The organism is Massilia orientalis (assembly GCF_030411975.2).
In the GTDB taxonomy this organism is placed as follows: domain Bacteria; phylum Pseudomonadota; class Gammaproteobacteria; order Burkholderiales; family Burkholderiaceae_D; genus Telluria; species Telluria orientalis.
Genome location: NZ_JASNRB020000018.1, coordinates 98,242 through 122,265 on the forward strand (window position 1 = coordinate 98,242; position 24,024 = coordinate 122,265).

At 66.4% G+C, this 24,024-nt stretch carries 23 protein-coding genes; 10 read left to right on the plus strand and 13 right to left on the minus strand.

Annotation, left to right across the window (positions count from 1 at the left end):
- Positions 1 to 66 precede the first annotated feature (66 nt).
- Positions 67 to 234, plus strand: coding sequence for a hypothetical protein (locus QPK29_RS25205; protein WP_371767179.1), 168 nt, complete (start codon positions 67 to 69; stop codon positions 232 to 234).
- Here QPK29_RS25205 and QPK29_RS25210 read toward each other — a convergent pair.
- The 8 genes from QPK29_RS25210 to QPK29_RS25245 form a co-directional block, all read right to left on the minus strand.
- On the minus strand, positions 222 to 1,724 hold the full coding sequence (locus QPK29_RS25210; RefSeq protein ID WP_371768879.1) for an ABC transporter permease/substrate-binding protein: 1,503 nt from the start codon (positions 1,722 to 1,724) through the stop codon (positions 222 to 224). The two genes, QPK29_RS25205 and QPK29_RS25210, sit on opposite strands and share 13 nt — an antisense overlap.
- Positions 1,725 to 1,754: 30 nt before the next feature.
- Positions 1,755 to 2,966 (minus strand): imidazolonepropionase, encoded by a 1,212-nt coding sequence (hutI, locus tag QPK29_RS25215; protein WP_371768878.1) that lies wholly within the window; start codon positions 2,964 to 2,966, stop codon positions 1,755 to 1,757.
- Positions 2,959 to 3,576 carry a HutD/Ves family protein gene (locus QPK29_RS25220; RefSeq protein ID WP_371768877.1) on the minus strand — a complete coding sequence of 206 codons (618 nt, stop codon included), beginning with the start codon at positions 3,574 to 3,576 and terminating at the stop codon, positions 2,959 to 2,961. The genes hutI and QPK29_RS25220 overlap by 8 nt, the downstream gene beginning before the upstream one ends.
- A 25-nt stretch (positions 3,577 to 3,601) precedes the next feature.
- Entirely contained in the window at positions 3,602 to 4,963 is a 1,362-nt protein-coding gene (locus QPK29_RS25225; RefSeq protein ID WP_371768876.1) for a formimidoylglutamate deiminase, read from the minus strand.
- Positions 4,960 to 5,760, minus strand: a complete 801-nt coding sequence (gene hutG, locus QPK29_RS25230) for an N-formylglutamate deformylase (RefSeq protein ID WP_371768875.1) — start codon at positions 5,758 to 5,760, stop codon at positions 4,960 to 4,962. Before hutG ends, QPK29_RS25225 begins: the two co-directional genes overlap by 4 nt.
- A gap of 13 nt (positions 5,761 to 5,773) precedes the next feature.
- Positions 5,774 to 7,315 carry a histidine ammonia-lyase gene (gene hutH / locus QPK29_RS25235; protein ID WP_371768874.1) on the minus strand — a complete coding sequence of 514 codons (1,542 nt, stop codon included), beginning with the start codon at positions 7,313 to 7,315 and terminating at the stop codon, positions 5,774 to 5,776.
- A gap of 25 nt (positions 7,316 to 7,340) precedes the next feature.
- Positions 7,341 to 9,047 (minus strand): urocanate hydratase, encoded by a 1,707-nt coding sequence (gene hutU / locus QPK29_RS25240; protein WP_371768873.1) that lies wholly within the window; start codon positions 9,045 to 9,047, stop codon positions 7,341 to 7,343.
- Between the two features lie 63 nt (positions 9,048 to 9,110).
- A complete protein-coding gene (locus QPK29_RS25245; RefSeq protein WP_371768872.1) occupies positions 9,111 to 10,784 on the minus strand; it encodes an amidohydrolase in 1,674 nt (557 codons plus the stop codon).
- A gap of 170 nt (positions 10,785 to 10,954) precedes the next feature.
- Here QPK29_RS25245 and QPK29_RS25250 point away from each other — a divergent pair, with 170 nt between their 5' ends.
- Entirely contained in the window at positions 10,955 to 11,593 is a 639-nt protein-coding gene (locus tag QPK29_RS25250) for a glutathione S-transferase family protein (RefSeq protein ID WP_371768871.1), read from the plus strand.
- Positions 11,594 to 11,602: 9 nt separating this feature from the next.
- On the opposite strand, the gene QPK29_RS25255 is transcribed toward QPK29_RS25250, so the two are convergent.
- The gene (locus QPK29_RS25255) at positions 11,603 to 12,103 is read right to left on the minus strand and encodes a hypothetical protein (RefSeq protein WP_371768870.1); all 501 of its coding nucleotides are present in this window, start codon (positions 12,101 to 12,103) and stop codon (positions 11,603 to 11,605) included.
- A gap of 258 nt (positions 12,104 to 12,361) precedes the next feature.
- On the opposite strand from QPK29_RS25255, the gene QPK29_RS25260 reads away from it, so the two are divergent.
- Positions 12,362 to 12,997, plus strand: a complete 636-nt coding sequence (locus QPK29_RS25260; RefSeq protein WP_371768869.1) for a transposase — start codon at positions 12,362 to 12,364, stop codon at positions 12,995 to 12,997.
- Between the two features lie 42 nt (positions 12,998 to 13,039).
- On the opposite strand, the gene QPK29_RS25265 is transcribed toward QPK29_RS25260, so the two are convergent.
- Entirely contained in the window at positions 13,040 to 13,726 is a 687-nt protein-coding gene (locus tag QPK29_RS25265) for a 2OG-Fe(II) oxygenase (protein ID WP_371768868.1), read from the minus strand.
- Positions 13,723 to 14,805 (minus strand): bifunctional DNA-binding transcriptional regulator/O6-methylguanine-DNA methyltransferase Ada, encoded by a 1,083-nt coding sequence (ada, locus tag QPK29_RS25270; protein WP_056124531.1) that lies wholly within the window; start codon positions 14,803 to 14,805, stop codon positions 13,723 to 13,725. The genes QPK29_RS25265 and ada overlap by 4 nt, the downstream gene beginning before the upstream one ends.
- Positions 14,806 to 14,935: 130 nt before the next feature.
- Here ada and hutC point away from each other — a divergent pair, with 130 nt between their 5' ends.
- The 6 genes from hutC (at position 14,936) to QPK29_RS25300 (ending at position 20,567) form a co-directional block, all read left to right on the plus strand.
- Positions 14,936 to 15,655, plus strand: a complete 720-nt coding sequence (gene hutC / locus QPK29_RS25275; RefSeq protein ID WP_156403693.1) for a histidine utilization repressor — start codon at positions 14,936 to 14,938, stop codon at positions 15,653 to 15,655.
- A 397-nt stretch (positions 15,656 to 16,052) separates the two neighbouring features.
- On the plus strand, positions 16,053 to 16,379 hold the full coding sequence (trxA, locus tag QPK29_RS25280) for a thioredoxin TrxA (RefSeq protein ID WP_036236119.1): 327 nt from the start codon (positions 16,053 to 16,055) through the stop codon (positions 16,377 to 16,379).
- 138 nt (positions 16,380 to 16,517) lie between these two features.
- Positions 16,518 to 17,780 (plus strand): transcription termination factor Rho, encoded by a 1,263-nt coding sequence (gene rho, locus QPK29_RS25285; protein WP_036236120.1) that lies wholly within the window; start codon positions 16,518 to 16,520, stop codon positions 17,778 to 17,780.
- A gap of 136 nt (positions 17,781 to 17,916) precedes the next feature.
- A complete protein-coding gene (locus QPK29_RS25290) occupies positions 17,917 to 18,201 on the plus strand; it encodes a hypothetical protein (protein WP_371768867.1) in 285 nt (94 codons plus the stop codon).
- 154 nt (positions 18,202 to 18,355) lie between these two features.
- Positions 18,356 to 18,625 (plus strand): type B 50S ribosomal protein L31, encoded by a 270-nt coding sequence (locus QPK29_RS25295; protein ID WP_056124537.1) that lies wholly within the window; start codon positions 18,356 to 18,358, stop codon positions 18,623 to 18,625.
- Positions 18,626 to 18,806: 181 nt separating this feature from the next.
- Positions 18,807 to 20,567 carry an ArnT family glycosyltransferase gene (locus QPK29_RS25300; RefSeq protein ID WP_056124538.1) on the plus strand — a complete coding sequence of 587 codons (1,761 nt, stop codon included), beginning with the start codon at positions 18,807 to 18,809 and terminating at the stop codon, positions 20,565 to 20,567.
- Between the two features lie 4 nt (positions 20,568 to 20,571).
- Here QPK29_RS25300 and QPK29_RS25305 read toward each other — a convergent pair whose 3' ends face one another.
- Positions 20,572 to 21,186, minus strand: a complete 615-nt coding sequence (locus tag QPK29_RS25305; RefSeq protein ID WP_371768866.1) for an FxDxF family PEP-CTERM protein — start codon at positions 21,184 to 21,186, stop codon at positions 20,572 to 20,574.
- 285 nt (positions 21,187 to 21,471) lie between these two features.
- On the opposite strand from QPK29_RS25305, the gene QPK29_RS25310 reads away from it, so the two are divergent.
- Complete coding sequence (locus QPK29_RS25310; RefSeq protein WP_371768865.1) at positions 21,472 to 21,945, plus strand: hypothetical protein; 474 nt, start codon at positions 21,472 to 21,474, stop codon at positions 21,943 to 21,945.
- A gap of 6 nt (positions 21,946 to 21,951) precedes the next feature.
- Here the strand turns inward: QPK29_RS25310 and QPK29_RS25315 are convergent, their stop codons facing one another.
- Entirely contained in the window at positions 21,952 to 23,910 is a 1,959-nt protein-coding gene (locus QPK29_RS25315; protein WP_371768864.1) for an APC family permease, read from the minus strand.
- Between the last annotated feature and the right edge of the window lie 114 nt (positions 23,911 to 24,024).

Here is a 24,024-nt window from a genome sequence, read left to right on the forward strand (position 1 = left end):
ATTGAGTGATCACAAATGCAAGAACGCGTCGAGCGGGACAATGTGCTCATTCACGAGGACATGGACATGAAAACGATCACCCGATGGGTCTACCGGGTTTGGCTCCGCTCCCGGATAGACACCTATACCCGCAGCCTGCACGCCATCGCCGTCCAGCGCGAAAACGACTTCCACGCGGAACGCATCCTGCACCGCGCGATCTCCACGACCCGTTCCAAACTTCAATCGCTGTAGCGCCGACGCTGCGCCAGAAGACGCTCGCACAGCTCGAACGCCGCCTGGGTCAGCAAGGCCAGCAACGCGGCCGGGATCGCGCCCGCCAGCAGCATGTCGTTGTCGTTCAGCGCGAGGCCCGTCGTGATGCGTTCGCCGAAGCCGCCGGCGCCGATGAAGGCGGCGATGGTGGCCGTACCGACGCTCATCACGGCCGCCGTTTTCACGCCGGCGAGGATCGTCGGCATGGCCAGCGGCAGCTCGACCTCGACCAGCGATTGCCGCCGTGTCAGCCCCAGCGCCAGCGCAGCCGTGCGCAGGCCGGACGGCACCTGCAGCAGCCCCGTGCACGTATTGCGCACGATGGGCAGCAGCGCATACGCGCACAGGGCGACGAGCGCAGGAACGGTGCCGATGCGGCCGAGCAACGGGATCAGGATCGCGAGCAGCGCCAGCGACGGCACGGTCTGCAGGACGCCCGCCACGGCCAGCACGGCCTGGCGCAGGCGCGGCACGAGCGCGGCCACGATACCGAGCGGAATGCCGGCGACGCTGCCGAGCAGGACGGCCAGCACGACCAGCAGCAGGTGCTGGCGTGCAAGGTTCATGAAACCATTGCCGAACGTTTTGGTAAGCAGACCGTCGCGCACGATGATCGGGGAGTTTGTAGGGTGGACGGGAAACCCGTCCACCCTACCCAGCCACGACTTCGCAATGCTTGCGAAGCTCTGACCGTCGAGTTCGGCCGCCGCGTTCATCGCGATCATGTCGTTCACCGTGATCGTGCCTTCCAATTTCTCGATGGCACGCCACGCCTGCGGAAACCGCTGCGGCACGTCGAGCCGGTACAGCAGCACGGCGTCATAGCGCGGGAAATACTGCTGGTCGTCGTCCAGCACGCGCAAGCCGTACTGGCGGATCTTGGCGTCCGTCGAATAAATGTCGATGGCGTCGACCTGGCGCTGCGCCAGCGCCTCGTACGCGATGCCGTGGTCCAGGCCGCGCGGTTGCTGCGCGAGGCCGTAGCGCCGCGCGAGGCCCGGCCAGCCGTCCGCGCGGCCCAGGAATTCATGCGACAGCCCGATTTTTATTTCTGGATGCGCCGCCAGGTCGGACAGGCGGCGCACATCCGCATCGCCACGCACCGCCAGCGCGTAGCCGTTGGAAAAGCCCAGCGGCACCGCGACACCGAGGCCCAGCGAGCGCAGCGCCGCGCGCATCGCGTCGAGCGACGTCGGCTGGGCATTCTTGAGGATTTCGAGGTCGATGGTGCCCAGGTATTCCGGATAGACGTCGATGGCACCCGAGCGCAGCGCGCCCAGCACGATGGCCGTGTTGCCCAGGCCTTGCTTGTGTTCGGCCGGCCCGACGCGCGCCGCGGTCTGGGTGAGGATCTCGCCCAGGATGTACGACTCGGTGAAGCGCTTGGAGCCCACGCGCAGGGTTTCGTCGGCATGGGCGGACGACAGGATGCCGGCGCAGGCGAGCACCAGCATGGCAAATCTCAGCATGCGGTTTCCGGTGGCGTTGTGGATGAGCCGTCAGGATACCTGATCGCGCCACACGCCGGCATGGACGACGCCCCGGCACGGGTTCGCGCCGATCGCATACGCCAGGTCGGCCGGCCGGGCGATGTCCCACAAGGCGAAGTCGGCGTGCTGGCCCGGCGCCAGGGTGCCGGTCTCAAGCAGGCCCAGCGCGCGCGCCGCGTTGACGGTCACGCCCCGCAAGGCTTCCAGCGGCGTCAGGCGCCACAGCGTGCACGCCATGTTCATCGCGAGCAGCAACGACGTCATGGGCGACGTGCCCGGGTTGCAGTCGGTGGCGACGGCCAGCGGCACGCCCGCGGCGCGCAGTTGGGCCAGCGGTGGCATGCGCGTCTCGCGCAGGAAGTAATAGGCGCCGGGCAGCAGCACGGCCACCGTGCCCGCGCGCGCCATCGCGGCCACGCCCTCGTCCGACAGCCACTCCAGGTGATCGGCCGACAGCCCGCCGTACCGTGCCACGAGTGCCGCGCCGCCCTGGTCGGACAGCTGCTCCGCGTGCAGCTTCACGGGCAGGCCGAGACGCCGCGCCACGTCGAACACGCGCGCCGTCTGGTCGTGCGAAAAGCCGATGCGCTCGCAGAACGCGTCGACCGCATCCACGAGACCCTGCGCGGCCAGCGCCGGCAGCATCTCGCTGCACAGCATGTCGATGTAGTCGTCCGCGCGGCCCGCGTACTCGGGCGGGAGCGCGTGCGCGCCGAGGAAGGTCGTGCGGACCGTCACCGGCAGCAGCTCGCCCACGCGGCGCGCCACGCGCAGCATCGTCGCTTCGGATTCGACATCGAGACCGTAGCCGGACTTGATTTCCAATGTCGTCACGCCCTCGGCCAGCAACGCACGGATGCGCGGCAGGCTGGCTTCCAATAAGTCGTCCTCCGATGCCGCCCTGGTGGCGCGCACGGTCGACATGATGCCGCGACCGGCCCGCGCGATGTCTTCATAGGTGGCGCCGTTCAGGCGCGCTTCCCATTCGTCGCTGCGGTTGCCCGCGTAGACGACGTGCGTGTGGCAGTCGACGAGGCCGGGCGTGAGCCACAAGCCGCCGCAATCGTGAACGGACAAAGCCGGCGGCGCCTCGGCACGCGGCCCCACCCACGCGATACGGCCGTCACGCACGGCGACGGCGCCATCGTCGAGGATCCCATAGCCATCCGCCAGCGTCGCGACGCGCGCATTCGCGTACAGGACGTCGACGGCTTCACTCATACATGCCGTCCTCGTTGTCGAGGTCGTCCTCGTCGTCGTAGTAATGGATGTCGACGATGAAGATGGCGCCCTGCTCCGCCCGCAGTTTCCACTTCGTGTCCGGGTCGAGCACGACGGCGTCGAAGCGCACGAGGTTGATGCGCTGGTCGTCGCTGCAGAGTTCCAGGCTGTCGCCTTCGGCCAGGAACAGCACGGTGACGTCGGCGCGCGCGACGAACGTGGAGTCGCCGTCCAGCCGGCGGCGGCCGAAGCGGTGCCAGCAGCGTTCGGTACGGGTCATCACGTTGAAGTCGGTGCTGGCGCCGCGGTTCAGCTTGGCCTCCACGCGCGACTCGCCGTCGAACGCGGCGACCGGCTCGCCCTTCGACAGCAGCGTGGGTGCGCCGTCGATGTCGAGCGTCATGCCGGGACCGTCGACGAGCACCAGCGTGCGCTCGACGCCGGGGAACATGGAGAACGGGCCGTCGTTCGCGATCGTGGCGAGACTCACGCGCCAGTCGAAGCCGTCGAAGCCGGCGTCCGGTGGGAACACGGCGATTTCGGTCGTGCTGCCGCCGCCGTTCTTCCACGACACCGGTTCGAGGTTCGCATACGGAATCAGCATCGTCATGGCTTGCTTCCCTTCGTCGTTGGCATCAATGTGCGTGCAGTGTACGCGCTGCGGCCTTGTAGCGCTGCGCGATCGCGTCCTGCGCCTTGTGGCGGCCGCCCTGCACCACCCAGTGGCCGCCGGCCAGCACGTCGCGCACGAGGTTGTCGTTGCCGCTGAACAGGAAGCGGCCCAGCACCTCGTGCGGCGGCACGCCGTCCAGGTTCGGGTGCGCGCTGTCCAGCACGAGCAGGTCGGCGCGCCGGCCCTGCGCGAGCACGCCGAGACGGCGCCCCGCCGCCTGCGCGCCGCCCGCCAGCGCCTGCTGCCACAGGAAGGCGCCGACGTCGCGTTCCTCGCCGTGGACGGCGATATTGCGGCGCAGGTAGCGGAGCCGCTGGCCGTATTCGAGCCAGCGCAGTTCTTCCACCGGACTTTGCGACACGTGGCTGTCGCTGCCGATGCCGAAGCGCCCGCCGGCCGCGATGTAGGGAGACAACGGGAACAGGCCGTCGCCCAGGTTCGCTTCCGTCGTCGGACACAGGCCCGCGACGGCGCCGCTGGCCGCGATGCGGTCCCGTTCTCCGTCCGACAGATGCGTCGCGTGCACGAGGCACCAGCGCGCGTCGACGTCCGTCTGCTCCATCAGATAATCCACCGGGCGCATGCCGGTCGCCTCCACGCACTGCGCCACTTCGAGCTGCTGCTCGGCGATGTGGATGTGCAGCGGCCGCCCTGCCGGCAGCGCCTGCGCCAGTTCGCGCAGCTGGCTCGCCGATACGGCGCGCAGCGAATGCGGCGCCGCGCCCACTTCCAACTGCGGCCCGCGCAAGGGTTCCAGCGCTTCGACGATGCGCAGCACCTGCGCGGGATCCGTGCGGAAGCGTTCCTGGTCCTGGCGCAACGGCGTGTCGTTGAAGCCCGCGTACGCATACATCACAGGCAGCAGCGTCACGCCGATGCCGGCTTCGTGCGCGGCCTGGGCGATGCGCTGCGCCGTCTCGGCCGGATGGCCATACAGATGGCCGCCCGGCGCGCGCTGCACGTAATGAAATTCGCAGACCGCCGTGTAGCCGTGGCGCAGGCATTCCGCGTACAGCTGCGCGGCCACGGCTTCCATCTGCTCGGGCGTGATGCGGTTGGCGACGCGGTACATCAGGTCGCGCCAGGTCCAGAAGCTGTCAGGTCCGCTCCCTGCGCGTTCCGTCAGCCCGCCGATGGCGCGCTGGAACGCATGCGAATGCAGGTTGATCATGCCGGGCAGGACGTAATCGACGCGCGCCACGCCGAGCGGCGGCGACGCCTCCGGCGCGACCTTCGTCAGGTCGCCGCGCACGTCCCATTCGAGCAGCACGTCCCGCTCCCAGCCGCCCGCCAGCAGCGCGTGGCGCGCGAACAGCGCGTTCATGCGTGGCCCCCTGCCCGCGCCCATCCAATTGCCGATTCCATGAGTTCGCGCAGCAAAGGCTGCACCTTGCCGGCGACGTCGGGCTGATAGGCGAACGGCGGCGCCTCGTCCATGTACAGGCACTGGCACATTTCGAGCTGGATCGCATGCACGCCGGCGGCCGGATCACCGTAGAAGCGCGTGATGTGGCCGCCCTTGAAGCGCCCGTTGAAGACGAACGTGAACAGATCCTGGGAGCCGGCCACGCGCATCATCTCGCCCTGCAACTGCAGCGAGCAAGAGTGGCCGTCGGCCGTGCCGAAATTCAGGTCGGGCAGGCGGCCGTCGAAGAAGCGCGGCACGACGGACGCGATCGAATGTGCATCCCACAGCACCACTTGCCCGTGCAACGCGAGCAGGCGGTCGAGTTCCGCGCGCAGTTGCTGGTGGTATGGGCGCCAGTACAGGCCCAGGCGGCGCTCGATCTCCCCGGCGTCCGGCTCGCGGCCGTCCTGGTATAACCGTTCGCGCGCGAACGTGTCGACGGGGCACAGGCGCGTCGTGTCCTGGCCGGGATACAGATTCGTGTCCTCGGGCGGCCGGTTCAGGTCGATCACGTAGCGCGACCAGCGTGCGGACAACGTGGAGGCGCCGATGCTGTCCGCGAATGCGTACAGGTCGGGCAGGTGCCAGTCCGTGTCGGCCCGCACCAGCGCGCACGGCGCCATGTTCGCCGCGATGTCGTCGGGAATGTCGGTGCCCGCATGCGGCATCGACAGCAGCAGCGGCACGGAACCCGGCTTGAACCTGAAATCCATTGAGACTCCCTGATCAGTGCAGCGAGGCGAACAAGTCCTTGCACGCGGCCGACAGCTCGCCTTCCATCACCATCCGGCGCGCCGCCTCGATGTCCGGCGCGAAGAACCGGTCTTCGTCGAACGCCGGCACGTGCTCGCGCAATTTTGCGTGGACATGTTCCAAGTGGCTGGAGCTCGTCAGCGGGCGGTGGAATTCGATCCCCTGCGCCGCCGCCAGCAGCTCGATGCCGACGATGACACCCGTATTGTGCGCCATCTGGCCGAGACGGCGCGCCGCGAATGTCGCCATGCTGACGTGGTCTTCCTGGTTGGCGGACGTCGGCAGGCTGTCGACGCTGGCCGGATGCGCCAGCGACTTGTTTTCCGATGCCAGCGCGGCCGCCGTCACGTGCGCGATCATGAAGCCGGAGTTCACGCCCGGCTCGCGCACGAGGAACGGCGGCAGGCCGGACAAGGTGGAATCGATCAGCAGCGCGATGCGGCGTTCGGCCAGCGCGCCGATCTCGGCGATGGCCAGCGCCAGGATGTCGGCAGCGAATGCGACGGGTTCCGCATGGAAATTCCCGCCGGAAATGACTTCGCCGGAGTCCGGGAAGACGAGCGGGTTGTCCGTGACGGCATTGGATTCGATGAGGAGTGTCCGGCCGGCCTGGGCGATGAGGTCCATCACGGCGCCCATCACCTGCGGCTGGCAGCGCAGGCTGTACGGGTCCTGCACGCGCTCGTCGCCGACGAGGTGCGACGCGCGGATCGCGCTGCCCGCGACCAGCTGGCGATAAATCTTCGCCGCCGCGATCTGGCCCGGCTGGCCGCGCACTTCATGCACGCGCGGGTCGAACGGGGCGTCGCTGCCGCGGGCGGCGTCCAGCGACAGCGCGCCCGACACCATCGCCGCTTCCAGCAGGCGCTCCGCGAGGAACAGGCCGTTCAACGCGAGCGCCGTCGACACCTGCGTGCCGTTGATCAGCGCAAGACCTTCCTTGGCGGCCAGCACGACCGGCTCGATGCCGGCCGCGGCCAGCGCGGCGCGCGCGTCCATCAATTCGCCGCGCATGCGCACCTGGCCGACACCCAGCATCGCGAGCGTCATGTGCGCCAGCGGCGCGAGGTCGCCGGACGCGCCGACCGAACCCTGCGACGGAATCGCGGGCATGATGCCGGCGTTGTACAGCGCGATCAGGGTGTCGACGATCAGCGGCCGCACGCCGGAATAGCCGCGCGCCAGGCTGCCGATCTTGGTCAGCAGGATCAGGCGCACGACGTGGTCTGGCAGAAGCTCGCCGGTGCCGACGGCGTGCGACAGGATCAGGTTCTGCTGCAGCTGTTCGAGCTGGGCCTGCGGGATGTGGCGCTTGGCCAGGATGCCGAAGCCCGTGTTGATGCCGTAGGCCGGATCGCCCTTGGCGACGATGGCCTGCACGGTGGCGGCCGATGTCTCGATGGCGTCGTACGCGGCCGGCGCGAGCGTGAGCCGGCTGTGCGCGCCCCAGACGGCGCGCAGGTCGTTCAGGGACAAGGCGCCTGGTTGCAGGATGAGGTGATGGTCTTGGGTCATGGTGTCGTGATGGAGCTATGCAGTCTTACTTGATCATCGGGAGGCGCAGGCCGAAGCGCTTGGCCGTCTCGATCGCGAGTTCGTAGCCGGCATCCGCATGGCGCATCACCCCGGACGCGCAATCGTTGACGAGGACGCGGGCCAGGCGTTTATCCGCGGCCTCAGTGCCGTCCGCCACGATGACGAGGCCCGCATGCTGCGAATAGCCCATGCCGACGCCGCCGCCGTGGTGCAGCGACACCCACGTCGCGCCGCCGGCCGTGTTCAGCATGGCGTTCAGCAGGGGCCAGTCGGAGACGGCATCGGTGCCGTCGCGCATCGCTTCCGTCTCGCGGTTCGGGCTCGCGACGGAGCCCGTGTCCAGGTGGTCGCGCCCGATCACGATCGGCGCTTTCAATTCTCCCGTGCGCACCATCTCGTTGAACGCGAGGCCGGCCAGGTGGCGCTCGCCGAGGCCGAGCCAGCAGATGCGCGCCGGCAGGCCCTGGAACGCGATGCGGTCGCGCGCCATGTCGAGCCAGCGGTGCACGCGGGTGTGCTGCGGGAACAGCTCCTTGATCTTCGCGTCGGTTTTATAAATGTCTTCCGGATCGCCGGACAACGCCACCCAGCGGAACGGGCCGCGCCCTTCGCAGAACTGCGGGCGGATGTATGCCGGCACGAAGCCGGGGAAGTCGAACGCATTTTTCACGCCCTGGTCGAAGGCGACCTGGCGGATGTTGTTGCCGTAGTCGACGGCGTACGATCCCATCGCCTTGAAGTCGAGGATCGCCTGCACGTGCACGGCGCAGGATTCGGCCGCGGCCTGCTTCAGGGCCGCGTGCTGCGCCGGGTCGCGCTGGGCCGCCAGCCACTGCCCGACGGTCCAGCCGCGCGGCAGGTAGCCGTGGATCAGGTCGTGGGCGGACGTCTGGTCCGTCACGAGGTCCGGCACCATTCCTCCCTCTTTGGCGCGGCGAACCAGTTCCGGCAACACGTCGGCCGCATTGCCGAGCAGACCGATGGAGACGGCCTCCTTGCGCGCCGTGTGGTCGCGGATCATGGCCAGCGCGTCGTCGATGTCCTTCGCCTGCTTGTCGAGGTAGCGGGTGCGCAGGCGGAAGTCGATGCTGCTTTGCTGGCATTCCACGTTCAGCGACACGGCGCCGGCGAACGTCGCGGCCAGCGGCTGCGCGCCGCCCATGCCGCCCAGGCCCGCCGTCAGGATCCAGCGGCCGGACATGTCGCCGCCGAAGTGCTGGCGGCCCGCTTCGGCGAAGGTCTCGTACGTGCCCTGCACGATGCCCTGGGTGCCGATGTAGATCCAGCTGCCGGCCGTCATCTGGCCGTACATGAACAGGCCTTTGCGATCGAGCTCGTTGAAATGCTCCCACGTCGCCCATTTCGGCACGAGGTTCGAGTTCGCGAGCAGCACGCGCGGGGCGTCGGGATGCGTCTGGAACACGCCGACCGGCTTGCCGGACTGGATCAGGAGGGTCTGGTCGTCGTCGAGATCGCGCAGCGACGCGAGGATCTGGTCGAAGCAGGCCCAGTCGCGCGCCGCGCGGCCGATGCCGCCGTAGACGACGAGGCCCTGCGGGTTTTCCGCCACCTCGGCATCCAGGTTGTTCTGCAGCATGCGGTAGGCCGCCTCGGTCAGCCAGCTTTTACATGTGAGCTCGCTGCCGCGCGGGGCGCGGATGACGCGGGTGGGATCGAAACGCGGATCTCCGGCGGGAGAGGCTGTGGTCATGACGGACTCCTCGATAAGCGTTCCAGAAAGTCTAAGTTGTCTATACAACTCCGTCAAGAGCGATCATTGAACCTTGCGATACACCTGGCGGCCGCCGACCCAGGTCTCGAGGACGCCGATCTCGTGAATGTCGTAGGGCGATATCTTGAAGAGGTCGCGGTCGATGACGATGAAGTCCGCGTACTTGCCCGCTTCGAGGGAGCCCTGCGTCTGTTCCTGGTGGCCGGCGTAGGCCGCGTCGAGCGTGAAGCAGCGCAAGGCCTCTTTCAGCGACATCTCCTGCTCGGGATACCAGCCGGCGATCGGATTGCCGTTTGCGTCCTGGCGCGTGACGGCCGCGTGGATGCCGAAGAACGGATTCGGCGCCTCGACGGGGAAATCCGAGCCGCACGCGATGCGCGAACCCTGCGCGAGGAACGTGCGCCACGCGTACGCACCCTTGATGCGCTCGGGGCCGATGCGCTGCTCGGCCATGTTCTTGTCGGACGTCGCGTGCGTCGGCTGCATCGACGGGATGATGCCGATGCGCTTGAAGCGCGGGATGTCGGCCAGGGTCACGACCTGCGCATGCTCGATCCGGTGGCGCAGCGCCTGGCTGCGGTTGGCCGGGATCTCCTTCGCGAAGGTGTCGAGGATTTGCCGGTTGCCGGCGTCGCCAATCGCGTGCACGTTGACCTGGTAGCCCTTCTTCATGGCCTTGGCGATCATCGCGTCGATCTCGCCGTTCGAGTGGAACAGCAGGCCGTGCGAATGCGGATCGTCCGTGTACGGCGCCAGCAATGCGGCGCCGCGGCTGCCCAGCGCGCCGTCGGCGTACAGCTTCACGGCGCGCAGCGCGTACATGTCGTGGCCGTACGTGTTCAGCGGGCCGTTCTGCGCCAGCTGGTCGAAGTCGGCGCCGGTGCCACCGATCATCGCGTAGATGCGCGCCGTCAGCTTGCCGTGGTCCGCGTAATCGCGGTACAGCCGGTCCTGGGCGATGCCAATGCCCGCGTCGTGCGCACTGGTGAGGCCGACGCTGGCCATCGTGCCCAGCGCGCGGTCGAGCATCGTGCGCGCTTCCTGTTCGGTCGGTTGCGGCAGCACCTTCTGGATCATCGCCTGCGCCGCATCCACCAGCACGCCCGTCGCATGGCCGGCGGTGTCGCGCACGATCTTGCCGCCGACCGGGTCCGGCGTCTGGTCCGTGATACCGGCCAGCGCCAGCGCGCGGCCGTTGGCCCAGCCGGCGTGGCCGTCGACGCGTTCCAGCCACACGGGCCGGTCGGCCACGACGCCATCGAGTTCCCGCGCGGTCGGGAAGCGCCCGAGCTTCCAGTTCTCCTGGTTCCAGCCACGCCCGCGCACCCACGCGGCCCTGGCGTTGCCGCGCGCGTAGTCGCCGATGGCGGCCAGGGCCTGCGGCAGCGACGTCGTGGTGGACAGGTCGAGCTGCGTCAGCATCTCGCCCAGGCCGAACACGTGGCCGTGCGCGTCGATGAGACCCGGCAGCACGGTGCGGCCGGCCATGTCGACGTGCTTCGCCTGCGGGGCCTTCGCAGCGACGTCGGCGGCGGTGCCGACGGCGAGGATGCGGCCGGCGTCGTCGAACGCGAGCGACGCGAACTGGATGACGTCGCCCTTCGCGTTCAGCGTGTAGCCGTTGGCGTTGTCGATGACGGTGGTGGCGTGGGCCGTGGCGGTGGCGAGGGCCAGGGCGATCAGGGTGTGCCTGAGTTGCTTGTGGCGGGGGCGCATCGGGGTCTCCGTTGTCGTTGTGGATGAACCGGGGTACGGCTCAATAGCAAGAAACAGAGTGTATAGAAATTTACATTGTGGTCAATCGCGGGCCTGTGGTTAGATCGCAAGAACCGGAGGGTGCGGCGTTTTACGCGGTGGTCCAATCGTGTTTTTCACCGGAGATAACGATGCTCACCCTGTACGATTACCTGCCCTCGCAGAACGCCTGGAAAGTCCGCCTGCTGCTGAACCATCTCGACATCCCCTATCGCACGGAAATCGTGCGTATCTTCGAAGGCGAAGGCCAGCGCCCCGACTTCCTTGCCGTGAATCCAACCGGCGCCGTACCCGCGCTGCGCCTGCCCGACGGCCGCACGCTGGCCGAATCGAACGCCATCCTGACGTACCTGGCGCACGGCACGCCGTATCTGCCTTCCGATCCGTTCGGCGGGGCGAAGGTGCAGCAATGGCTGTCGTTCGAGCAGGACCACGTGGCGTCGATCGCGACGCTGCGCCACTGGACGCTGACGGGCAAGCTGGCGCGGCGCGCGCCGGCGCTGGTCGACCGCCTGCGCCGCGTCGCGGACAAGGCGCTGGCGATCCTCGACCGCGAACTGACGCAGCGCCCGTTCATCGCGGGCGCCGCGTACACGATCGCCGACATGTCGCTGTTTGCGTACGTCCACCGGGCCATTGATGCCGGGCTGGCGCTGGCTGACTACCCCGGCATCGTCGGGTGGATCGCCCGCGTGCGTGCGCAACCGGGATTCCTCGGCACCGTGCATCCGTACTCGATCGATCCGTTCTCGGGGGGCGAGCTGCCGTGAGGGGCGCGCTTACTCGAGCTGGATGCGCGTGATGTAGTACCCCGCGTAGGCGGCGCCCTGGCCCTGCCAGATGAGGGTGTCGATGGTCTTGCCGGCCGCGTTGATGTCCTTCAGCGGCACGTCGACGGCGGCCCACGTCTTCGCCTTCAGCTGGATGGCGAAGTCGGCCTCGATCGCCTTGCCGTCGGCCATGGCCTTGACCATCAGGGTCTGGCCGCCGTTCATGCCGCCGTTGATGACGAAGGTCAGCTTGCTGTAGCCCTCGGTGGAAAACGGTTCGTGGTGCAGGGCGAGCGCGCTCCACGGCTCGCCTTCGACGCGGATCGGCTTGCCGTTCCCGACCGGCACCGACAACTGCGTCTTCGCCCAGCTCCAGTTCTGGAAACCGTTCTTCAATTCGTCATCGTAAATGACGAGGGGTTGCGGCAGGTCCCCGGCCCGGGCCAGGCTCCCGCCAGACACGCTGGCCACGCCGAGGGCGGCCAGGAACAGGCGACGCGATACGCTCATGGTTGTCTCCGTTGGATTATCTTTTTTTATGCCTGCTAAGGTGCAGGTTTGTCGATGCTACGACGGAAACGTATGCATGCCCAACATCTGGTAAAAATTCTACTTCCCTTAGCACATTTCATAAAACCGGGGTCAGAGCCCGGTATTTGGAAAGATCCGCCTGAAAATGGTCCGAATACTTTGTACAGTTGATTTTCCTCGCTGTCTTCGGACGACGGTTTTGTATCGTCTCGTCTCCCGTAACGTTTCGCTTTCGCCATGCCACGTCCGCGCCGCCTTGTCCTGCCGTCGGTACCGCTCCATGTCATCCAGCGAGGAAACAATCGGATTCCGTGCTTCACCTGTCGAAGCGACTATCTGGTGTATCTCGACATATTGCGTGAATGCGCATACGACTGCGGTTGTGCTCTGCATGCCTATGTACTGATGACCAATCACGTCCATTTGCTATTGTCTCCAGATGATGAGCATGGAGCCAGCGTACTCATGCGGCGCCTGGGCCAGCGTTACGTTCAATACTTCAACCGTCGCCACACGCGTACAGGCACCTTATGGGAAGGCCGCTTTCGTTCCTGCCTCGTGCTCGACGAGGACTATTTTCTGGCATGTCAGCGCTACATCGAGTTGAATCCTGTGCGCGCACACATGGTGGACAAGCCAGAACATTACCCCTGGTCCAGCTACCAAACAAATGCCCTCGGACACAATAGCCCGCTGGTCAAGCCGCATCTCGCATATTTGCGCCTGCACCATGAAACGATCACGCGCCAGGCTCTGTACAGGCAGCTATGCGAAGACGCATTGCCCGATCAACTGATTTCGGAAATCAGGGTCGCCAGCAATGGCAATCGTCCTCTCGGCCTGGCAGCACCAAGCGAGACGACGCTAGACTAAGCGCTGGAGCAATTTCCAAAAATCGGGCTCTGACCCCGGTTCTCAGCTGGCGTCGTGGAAGATGATGCCCAGCGTGTGCCGCTGCCCGCTGCGCACGCGGCTGACGCCGTGGCGCATGTTGACGCGGTAGATGCCGCGCGTGCCGTTGACGGGGCGCGTGTGCACGGGGAAGACGACGGCATCGCCCTGCCCCAGCGGCACCGCTTCGACCCGCGACTGCATGCGCGGGCGCTGTTCCGTCAGGACGAATTCGCCGCCGCTGAAATCGACGCCGGGGCGCGACAGCAGCACGGCCACCTGCAACGGGAAGACAAAGTCGCCGTACAGGTCCTGGTGCAGGCAGTTGTAGTCGCCCGGACCGTATTGCAGCAGCAGGGGCGTCGGGCGCAACTGGCCGGCCGCGTGGCAGCGCGCCAGGTAGCCGGCATGCGCGTCCGGGTAGCGCTCCTCCAACCCGAGCGCCGCCTGCCAGCGGTTGGCGATGCGCGCCAGCGGCGGGTACAGCGCCGTGCGCAGGTCCGCCAGGCCAGGCGGCAGCGGATACGCGTAATAGCGATATTCTCCGCGCCCGAAGCCGTGCCGCTCCATCACGACGCGGCTGCGGAATTGCGCGTCGTCGCCATAGCCGGCCGCATACGCCGCGCACTGCTCCGCATCCAGCAGGGACGGCAGCACGGCGCAGCCGAAGGCGTCGAGGTCGTCGGCGACGCGGTCCCAGTCGATACTCATGACGCCTCGGCCTCGCGCTTGAGCAGCGCCTGCTTGCGTTCGACGCCCCAGCGGTAGCCGGAGATCGAGCCGTCGTTGCGCACCACGCGGTGACAGGGAATCGCCACCGCCACCGGATTGGCGGCGCAGGCGCCGGCGATGGCGCGCGCGCCCTGCGGCATGCCGAGGCGCGCGGCCAGTTCGGCATAGCCGACCGTCTGCCCGGCCGGGATCTGGCGCAGCGCCTGCCACACGCGCTGCTGGAACGCGGTGCCGCGCACGTCGAGCGGCAGGTCGAGCCCGAGACGCGGCGCCTCGACGAAGGCGACGACCTGCGCCACCGTGCGTTCGAAGCCGGGTTCGGCGCCGATCAGCTCGGCCTTCGGAAAGCGGTCCTGCAGGTCGCGCACGAGGGCATCCGGATCGTCGCCCAGCAGGATGCAGCAGATGCCCTTGTCGGTCGCGGCGACGAGCAGCGCGCCCAGCGAGCACTGCGCCACGGCGAAGCGGATGGCTTCCCCGCCGCCGCCCGCGCGATAACGCTTCGGCGTCATGCCCAGCACGCCGGACGACGCGGCATAGAAGCGGCCGCTGGAATTGAAGCCGGCGTCGTAGGCGGCCGCGGTGACGCTGCCCGCCTGCGCCAGCCCCTGCTTCAATCGCTCGGCCCGGCGCGCCGCCGCATAGGCCTTCGGCGTGATGCCCGTGTGCGCCTTGAAGATGCGGTGGAAGTGGAAGCGGCTCATGCCGCAGGCCTCGGCCAGGCTGGCGAGGTCCGGTTCGTCCTCGGCGGCCTCGATCAGGCGGCACGCCTTCGCCACGGCCTCGGCCTGGCGTTCGGCCAGCGGCGGCGCGTCCGGGCGGCAGCGCAGGCAGGCGCGAAAGCCCGCCGCCTCGGCATCGTGCGGCGTCGCGTGGAAAGCGACGTTGGCGCGGCGCGGTGTGCGCGACGGGCACGAGGGCCGGCAATACACGCCCGTGCTGCGCACCGAATAATAAAACTGGCCGTCGGCTGCGCGCGCGCGGGCGACCACGGCGGCCCAGCGCTCGTCGTCGGTGAGCCAGGCGGCAGCGGATTGGGGGAGGGTGGCGGTGTTCATCTCGGTCTCCAGATTCTCGATGGCCCCATCGTAAGCGCGGGCGTTCCGGCAAACACTTCGGGTCTTGCTTTCGAATTCGCGATGCTAGAATGTCGCCTCCCCGACGAGGTGACAGATTCCGGAGAGTAGTTTGGACGAACAGATCGCGCAAGACAGCACGCCCATTTTCCAGCGTATCAAGGATTATCTGCTCGGCGAGATCGCGTCGGGCCGTTGGAAGGAAGGCGACCTGGTGCCGTCCGAGCAGGCGCTCGTGCGCCAGTTCGGCGTCTCGCGCATGACCGTCAACCGCGCCGTGCGCGAGCTGACGGCGGAACAGGTGCTCACGCGCCGCCAGGGTTCGGGCACCTACGTCGCGCCGCAGAAGTACCAGGCGACGCTGGTCGAGATCCGCAACATCGCCGACGAGGTGCGCGCGCGCGGCCACGTGCATGCGAGCCATCCGCGCCTGCTGGAACAAAGCCCGGCGGGCGAGACGCTGGCGCGCCAGTTCGAACTGGAACCCGGCACGCCGCTGTTCCATTCGCTGATCGTGCACGACGAGAACGGCCGGCCGATCCAGGTCGAGGACCGCTGGGTCAATCCGGCCTGCGCGCCCGCCTACCTGGACCAGGACTTCGCGCGCATCACGCCCAACGAACACCTGATGGAAGCGGCGCCGCTGCAGGGCGCCACGTACAGCATCGAAGCGCTGCCGGCGCCGCGCGAAGTGGCGGAAATGCTCGGCGTCGCACCCGGCACGTCGTGCCTCGTGCTCAAGCGCCGCACGACGTCGGGCGGCCGGGTGGCCTCGGTCGTGACGATGTGGCACCCAGGACATTTATATAAATTCACCGGCAGTGTCGGCTAATTGTGGTGATAATTGGTGAGGTCAATCAGGAACCTTGAGCATGTTGAGATTTTGTACAAAGCTCACGAACACGTTCCAAAAAAATCGGTTATTATTCCGATTAAACCCCGCCTGACATCCTCTTGCAGCTCTTCCACTATTGAATATTGCACACATTGGCACCACCTTTGTGCAGCAAGCCAGTCTGACAAGTACGGGAACCGGCTGACACTACCGAGCAGGATTGGATAAAAGGGCACTTTGAAAACCGTCGCGAGCGGCGGCAATGCAGTTCGAGAAGCGCAGCTGTACGAGAGTACAGCGAGCATCGCAGGACTGCAGTGCAACGCGCAGTAGGTTTGCAACGTGCCCGAAAGACCTGCAGGCGTTAAATTGACCTACCTCTCTTGAGGAAAACATGAGCGAAAACATCAAACACATCAGCGATGCATCTTTCGAAACCGACGTGCTCAAGTCCGAGCGCCCGGTCCTGGTCGACTTCTGGGCCGAGTGGTGCGGCCCCTGCAAGATGATTGCCCCGATCCTGGAAGAAGTCGCGAAAGAATACGACGGCAAGCTGCTGATCGCGAAGATGGACGTCGATGCCAACCAGGCCGTTCCGGCCAAGTTCGGCATCCGCGGCATCCCCACGCTGATCCTGTTCAAGAACGGTGTCGCAGCCGCCCAGAAAGTCGGCGCGATGGCAAAAGGCCAGCTGACTGCTTTCATCGATAGCAACATCTGATACCATAGGTGGCGGCAGCGCGCCCGCACTGCCGCCTGTTCCGGACCGGGTAGGCGATCGATTCCGATCCTATCCCTTTGATTAACCCACGCAGTTCCCTCCCCTACCTTTACTTTCCCGTCACGGGACACCCGACACATGCACTTATCTGAACTGAAGGCAATGCACGTCTCCGCCCTTCTGGAGATGGCGATCAGCCTGGATATCGACAACGCAGCTCGCCTGCGTAAACAAGAACTGATGTTCGCGATCCTCAAGAAGCGCGCGAAACAAGGCGAACAGATTTTCGGCGACGGTGCGCTCGAAGTGTTGCCGGACGGGTTCGGTTTCCTGCGTTCGCCGGATGCGAGCTACATGGCTTCCACCGACGACATCTACATCTCGCCATCGCAGATCCGCCGTTTCAACCTGCATACGGGTGACTCGATCGAAGGCGAGGTCCGCACGCCGAAGGATGGCGAGCGCTACTTCGCGCTGGTGAAGGTGGACAAGGTCAACGGCGAATCGCCGGAAGCCTCGAAACACCGCATCCTGTTCGAGAACCTGACGCCGCTGCATCCGAACGAGCCGCTGCGCCTCGAGCGCGACATGAACGGCGCGGAAAACATCACCGGCCGCATCGTCGACCTGATCTCGCCGATCGGCAAGGGCCAGCGCGGCCTGCTGGTCGCCTCGCCGAAGTCGGGCAAGTCGGTCATGCTGCAGCACATCGCCCACGCGATCACCGCCAATCACCCTGACTGCACGCTGATCGTCCTGCTGATCGACGAACGTCCCGAGGAAGTGACGGAGATGCAGCGCTCGGTGCGCGGCGAAGTCGTCGCGTCGACCTTCGACGAACCGGCCACCCGTCACGTGCAGGTCGCGGAGATGGTGCTGGAGAAGGCCAAGCGCCTCGTCGAGATGAAGAAGGACGTCGTGATCCTGCTGGACTCGATCACCCGCCTGGCACGCGCCTACAACACCGTGATCCCGGCCTCGGGCAAGGTGCTGACCGGCGGTGTCGACGCCAACGCGCTGCAGCGTCCGAAGCGTTTCTTCGGCGCCGCGCGTAACGTCGAGGAAGGCGGCTCGCTGACGATCGTCGCGACCGCGCTGATCGAGACCGGCTCGCGCATGGACGACGTGATCTACGAGGAATTCAAGGGCACCGGCAACATGGAAGTCCACCTCGAGCGCCGCCTGGCCGAGAAGCGCGTCTATCCGGCGATCAACCTGAACAAGTCGGGCACCCGCCGCGAGGAACTGCTGATCAAGCCGGACCAGTTGCAGAAGATCTGGATCCTGCGCAAGCTGCTGTACTCGATGGACGAGATCGAGGCGATGGAGTTCATCCTCGACAAGATGCGCGCGACCAAGAACAACGTCGAATTCTTCGACCTGATGCGTCGCGGCGGCTGATCCTCCAGCCCTGGCATCGAACGGAAAAGGCGAGTCGTACTCGCCTTTTTCGCTTTTTAGGATACGATTCATCTAGGTCAAGCCGAGGTAGATTCGGGCGCGCAAAATCCGCCCCAAGACAACCAAGGAGGCCAAGATGATTTTCAACGAACTGCGCGACGTCCCGGCCCAGCACGACAAGGACGTGCTGCTCGACCGCCGGCTGACGGTTCTCGAAACCCGCTTCGACACCACGCTGACCATGCTACCCAACAAAGCAGACCTGGCGGAACTGAAGGCCGAACTCAAGGCCGACATCCATGGCGAATCGGCCCACCTGAGCAAGTGGATGGCGGCAACCGCCATCACGATGCTCATCGGCTTCGGCCTCGGTTTCGGCGGCATGATCCTCACCATGATGTCGCGCCTGCACGGCGCCTGAACGGTGCCGAAACCGCAACGGTTGCCTTGGGCGCAGGGCTGGCTTATAATCGCCGGTTCCGTATCCAACCCTGGCAAGTGATCGGCAATCGGGTCAAGAAGCAGGTCGACCGACGAAGTGCCGTTTGGCTACCAACTTAAACCAAGGCAAAACCATGAAGACCGATATCCATCCGGATTACCGCGAAGTCGTGTTCCACGACCTGTCCTGCGATTTCAAATTCATCACCCGCTCGACCATCTCGACCCGCGAAACCATCAATTTCGAAGGTAAAGACTACCCGCTGGTCAAGATCGAGGTGTCCGCTGAATCGCACCCGTTCTTTACCGGCAAGCACAAGATCGTCGACACCGCTGGCCGCGTTGAAAAATTCCGCCAGAAGTTCGGCTCGGTCGGTTCGAAGACCAGCGTCGCCAACGGCTAAGTCCCCGACGAGCGAACATCCGGGAAGCCTCCTGGCCTCCCCAAAGGAAGCCCAGGGGCTTCCTTTTTTTTCGTCGTCGCCCACCCGCGTTACGCCTCGTAGCAATACCACCCGCGACGCTTTGCCACGGTCCCCTTATACTACGCGACATTAATTTATTGCATTACTTCGCGCGCTATCGATGAAACCCGTCCGCCTACCCGCCGCCGCCACCCTCGCGCTGCCACGCTGGGCTTTGTACGCACTCGGCCTGTTGTACATCCTGCCGGGCCTGATCGGGCGTGACCCGTGGAAGGATGACGCCGCCAGCTTCGGCATCATGTGGACGATGGCGCACGGCGGCATCCAGGATTGGCTGATGCCGCACATCGCCGGCCTGCCCGCGCCCGAGGAAGGGCCGCTGGCGTTCTGGCTCGGCGCACTGTGCATCAAACTGTTCGGCTGGCTTCTGGGCGACGTGCTCGGGGCGCGCATCTCGACCATCGGCATCTTCGTGCTGGGCACGGTATCGCTGTGGCACACGGCATTCCACCTCGGCCGGCGTTCGGAAGCCCAGCCGCTGCGCCTGGCCTTCGGCGGCCAGCCCGAGCCGGACGATTATGGCCGCACGCTGGCCGACACGGCCGTCCTGATCTACCTTGGCTGCCTGGGCCTGCTGCTGCACAGCCACGAGACGCTGGCCGTCACCCTGCAGGGCGCGCTGCTGTCCTGGTTCCTGTTCCGCTCGGTGCGCTACATCGAGGACAGCACGCCGCGCAACGCCGTGTACGTCGGCGTTGCGCTGGGCCTGCTCACCTTGACGCGCGGCTTCGCGCCGCCGCTGGCCCTGCTCGCCGCCCTCTACCTGTGCATCCGCTTCCTCAAGCTGCCGTCGGCCTCCCTGCTGCGCCATCTCGGCCAGGCCGCGGGTACCGCGCTGCTCATCACGCTCGTATGGGCCATCCCGGCCACGCTGGCGCATCCGTACGGCCTGTCGCCCGTCGGCGGCTGGCTGGCCTGGAATGCCGAGCAGCTGAGCGTGCCGGGCTGGCATGCGATCAAGGCGTTCTTCCGGGTGGGCATCTGGTATTTCTGGCCGGCGTGGCCATTCGCCGCCTGGGCCGCCTGGGCCTGGCGCCGCCAGCACGGGCTGCTGCACATCATCCTGCCGACCTTCTTCGTCGGCGTGCTGACGCTCGTGATCCTGTGCGACCCGATTCCCGAAAGCGGCGACCTGCTGAAGCTGCTGCCGCCGATGGCGCTGATGGCCGCGTTCGGCCTGCCGACGATGAAGCGCGGCGCGATCAATGCGATCGACTGGTTTTCCGTGATGGTGCTGACCCTGCTGGGCGGCCTCGTCTGGGTGTTCTGGATCGCCAAGCTGACGGGCTGGCCCGCGCAATTCGCCAAGAACGCCCTCAAGCTGGTCCCGGGCTTCAAGCCGGAATTCGGCATCGTCGCTTTTCTCGTCGCGGCCGCGACGACGGTCGGCTGGATCTTCCTCGTGCACTGGCGCCTGTCGCGCCAGCCTTCCGTGCTGTGGCGGGCCGTGGTGCTGTCGTCGGGCGGCCTGATCCTGCTGTGGGTGCTGCTGATGACGCTGTTCCTGCCGGACCTGAACTACGGCAAGAGCTACGCCAGCGTGGCCCAGCAGATCGCCGCGCGCCTGCCGGCCGGCGCCGACTGCATCGACACGAACGTCGGTGCGCCCCAGCGTGCGTCGTTCGCCTACTTCGGCCACTTGCCGTTCGCCCCCGTCGACGGCGGCGCGTGCAGCTACATGCTGCTGCAGGACAGCGTCGGCCAGAAGGGGCCTGCCCAGTCGGGCGCGATGCAGAACGGCGCGCTCGTGCGCGGCGGTGCGGCGCTGCCGTTCCACGGCCGCGACTGGACGCTGCTGTGGGAAGGCCGCCGCCCGTCCGACCGCGACGAACGCTTCCGCCTGTACCGGCGCGTGCGCTGAGCGCTCAGCGGCGCCGCATGCGCCGCACGTCCGCGCGCACGCGCGCGGGCTGGCGCCGGCGCCATGCCAGCGTCGTCAACACGCCCAGGCCGGCCAGCAGCATGCCCCAGGTCTGCGGCTCCGGCACCGGCGAGATCGTCAGATCCGCCCCGAACGCCCCGCCCCCGACACCGCGCACCTCGCCATTCACCTGGACCGCGTAGGCGCCGCTCGTCAGCCCGAAGCCCGACAGCGCCCACGAATCCGGCGCATCGGCACCCGAACCCGTCAGATCGATGCCCGCGATGGCGGTCCCCAGCACGGCCTTCGTGACCGGATCGTAGCGGTACAGGGAGAGGCCCGTGATCAGGAGGTCCTTCGTCTGCGGCGTGTTCAGGTAGGCCGACGTCAGCGAGGCGGCCGCGTCGAACGACGTGCCGACGTCGAACGTGAAGACGTCGCTGAAGGTGCTGCCGGTGGTCGACTGCGCGAACGTGTCGCCGAAATGCGCGTTGAAGCCGCCCAGGCCATCGTCCGTCGTGACGACCGGGGCCGTGCGGTTGACCGTCGCCGCCCCCGCGCCTTGCGCCAGCAGTGCCGCGCCCGCGACCATCGCCAGAACGAGAGATTTGAGTTTCATGATAGTTCCGTTGAGAGATTAATCGGACTCGCTATCCAGGAGCAGGTGTCTTTACACCGATCCGTCGGAACAGCTTAAGTTCCGAAAGCCTGACTAACCGTTAAATCTCGCACAAATTTCTATCATTTCTGAATAGAAAAGAATTTTCCGACCAGGAACCTTTCATTCCAGAACAATTCTTCTCGGAAAAAACGAATTTGAGAAAGGTCAATCCGCCCTGGGGGCGCTTGATCAAAATGGAGTTTGTAGCCAGTCCCAGCCGTCGTTCAACGTAAGGAGTGCGACATGAAAAGCGTGACGTTTTCCGAAATCGAGCGCGTCCGGAAGGGACCGCATCGTCCCACCTCCCTCGCCCCCGCGCAACGCCGGACAATTCTCCTGCTGAGCATGGTGCTGGGCCTGCCCGCGCTGGCCTTCGCCTTCCACCTCGTCGATCCGACGGCGCCGCTCGGCTACATCGTCGTGCCGGTACTGCTGGGCGGCCTGCTGCCGGCGATCGCGCCCACGCTCCCCGGCCGCTTCGAGGTCACGACCCGCTTTTCGGCCTGCCACCTGGTCGGCACCCTGGACGATGCGATGGAAAGTCTCGGCTACGCGCCGGCCGAACGCAGCCCCGGCACCGTGCGCTACCGCATGCGCGCTGCACGCTGGTCCGCAGGGAAGAACGCCGACATCACGGTAACCGTGCGCGACCACATGCTCGAAGTCGCCGGCCCCGTGCGCACGCTGCACGCGCTGCGCCAGCAACTCAGCTGCTGACGAACCTCACACCTTCATCGGCAGGATCACCATCTGCAAGCCTTCCAGGTGCAGGCGGCGCTGCACCGCCAGCGACGCCTGGTTGTGCAGCAGCCGCGTAAACCAGTTGTCGGATGCGAAGATCAATTTACTGGTGAAGAAAATCGAGTTCGGATACTCGCGGTTGATCTGCTCGCACATGCGGGTCACCTCTTCCACCGCATCCGTGCCGAAGCCGATGTACGACGCCGACGCCATCCCGTGGCTCTGGCAGAAATCGACGAAGTATTCCAGTGTCCGCGCCGCATCCTTCCGCATCTTCTCGAGCGCGCCCTCGCCGCCGTAGGCATGGGCGTCGACCGTGCGCGCGTTCACGAACAGGAAATTCTTGAAGTGGCCGGGGAACATGCGCAGCACCCACAGCAGCGCATGCAGGCCGCCGCCGCGCGAGTTACCGACGATGAAGACGGCCGTCTGCGCATCCGGTTCCGGATCGACGGCTTCCTTCGCCGGGCCGAACGGCTGGTTGGCGAACACGCGGTCGACGGAGCGGATGGCGCGCTTGGTTTCGCGGTAGTGGTTGCGGATGAAGATGCACAGGCCCGCGATGGCCGCGATGATCAATGCCGTGGCCCAGCCGCCCTGCGTGAAGCGCTCGACGAGCAGCACGGCGAGGATGCCGGCGCAGATGATGAAGCCCGTCAGCGACAGCAGGAAGCGCCGGACCCAGCGCGCATCCTTGCGATGACGCCACCAATACAGGCACAGGCCGAACAGCGAGATCGCGAACGTGAGGAACACGGAGATCGAATACAGCACGACGAGCAGCGTGACCTGGCCGCGCGTCCAGAACAGGATCGCCAGCGCGGCGACGCCCATCACGAGGATGCCGTTCTGCGTGACGAGGCGCGTGGACAGGTAGCGGAACTGGTGCGGCACCCACGAATCGCCCGCCATGTTCGACAGCACGGACGGTCCGCCGAGGAAGCCGGTATTGGCCGCCACGAACAGGAGCCCGGCCTCGAACGCGAGGACGACGGCGAGCACGATTTGGTTCACGAGCTCACCCCCCAGGCCCATGCTGGCGATGATGCGGCGGAAGGTGGTCGCGTTCAGCGTCTCGCCCGCGGTCGGCTGCGCATCCCACAGTAGGTACAGCAAAATGATGCCGCCGGCCGTGACGGCCAGCGACAGGGCCATGTAGAACATCGTCATCTTGCCCGTGCGGACGCGCGGCTCGGCCAGCAGGTTGACGTTGTTCGACACGGCCTCGAGGCCCGTATAGGTACCGCCGCCCTGCGAATACGCGAGCAGCAGCATGCCGGCCACGCCGGCCCAGCCGATCTCGCCGGCCAGCGAACCCGTCTCGGCGACCGTACTGGGCACGAGCTGCGGCAGGTGCGACGCATGCGCGACGATGCCGTACACGATCAGCACGAGGTGCGTGGCGACGAAGCCGAGGAAGATCGGCAGCAGGATCTGGATCGCCTCCTTCAGCCCGCGCAGGTTCATCACGATCAGGAGGCCGATGAAGAACGCCTCGGCCCAGAGTTTATAGGGCTGGAAGCCGAGCGGCAGGAACGACGCGAGCGCATCGACGCCGGACGCGATCGAAATCGCGATGGTCAGCACGTAGTCGAGGATCAGGGCGGCGCCGGACACGAGGCCGAGATACGGCCCGACGAGCTTGGTGGCCACGCGGTAGCCGCCGCCCCCGGTCGGGAACAGTTCGATCACCTGGTTGTACGCAAGCGCGATGATGAAGACGGTGACGGCGGTGGCGACGGCCATGTACAGGCCGAGGTGGGTATGGGCGCCGAGCGCGCGAAAGGTTTCTTCCGGACCGTACGATGAGGAGGACAGGCCGTCCGCCCCGAGTCCGACCCAGGCAAGGAAGGCGACCAGGGCCATCGAGTGACGCGTCTCGCTCTTCATGGGGTCGAGCGGCTTGCCGAGGATGATCTCGCGTATTTTCTTATTCTTCATCGTACAGGCCGCCTTGCCGGACGGCGCGTTTGCTCAGGTAGGCGAGATCATACGCCGGAACGCCCCCTGCGCCCACTGCGGGCGCACGCACTCTGGTCAGTTTTGCATTCCATG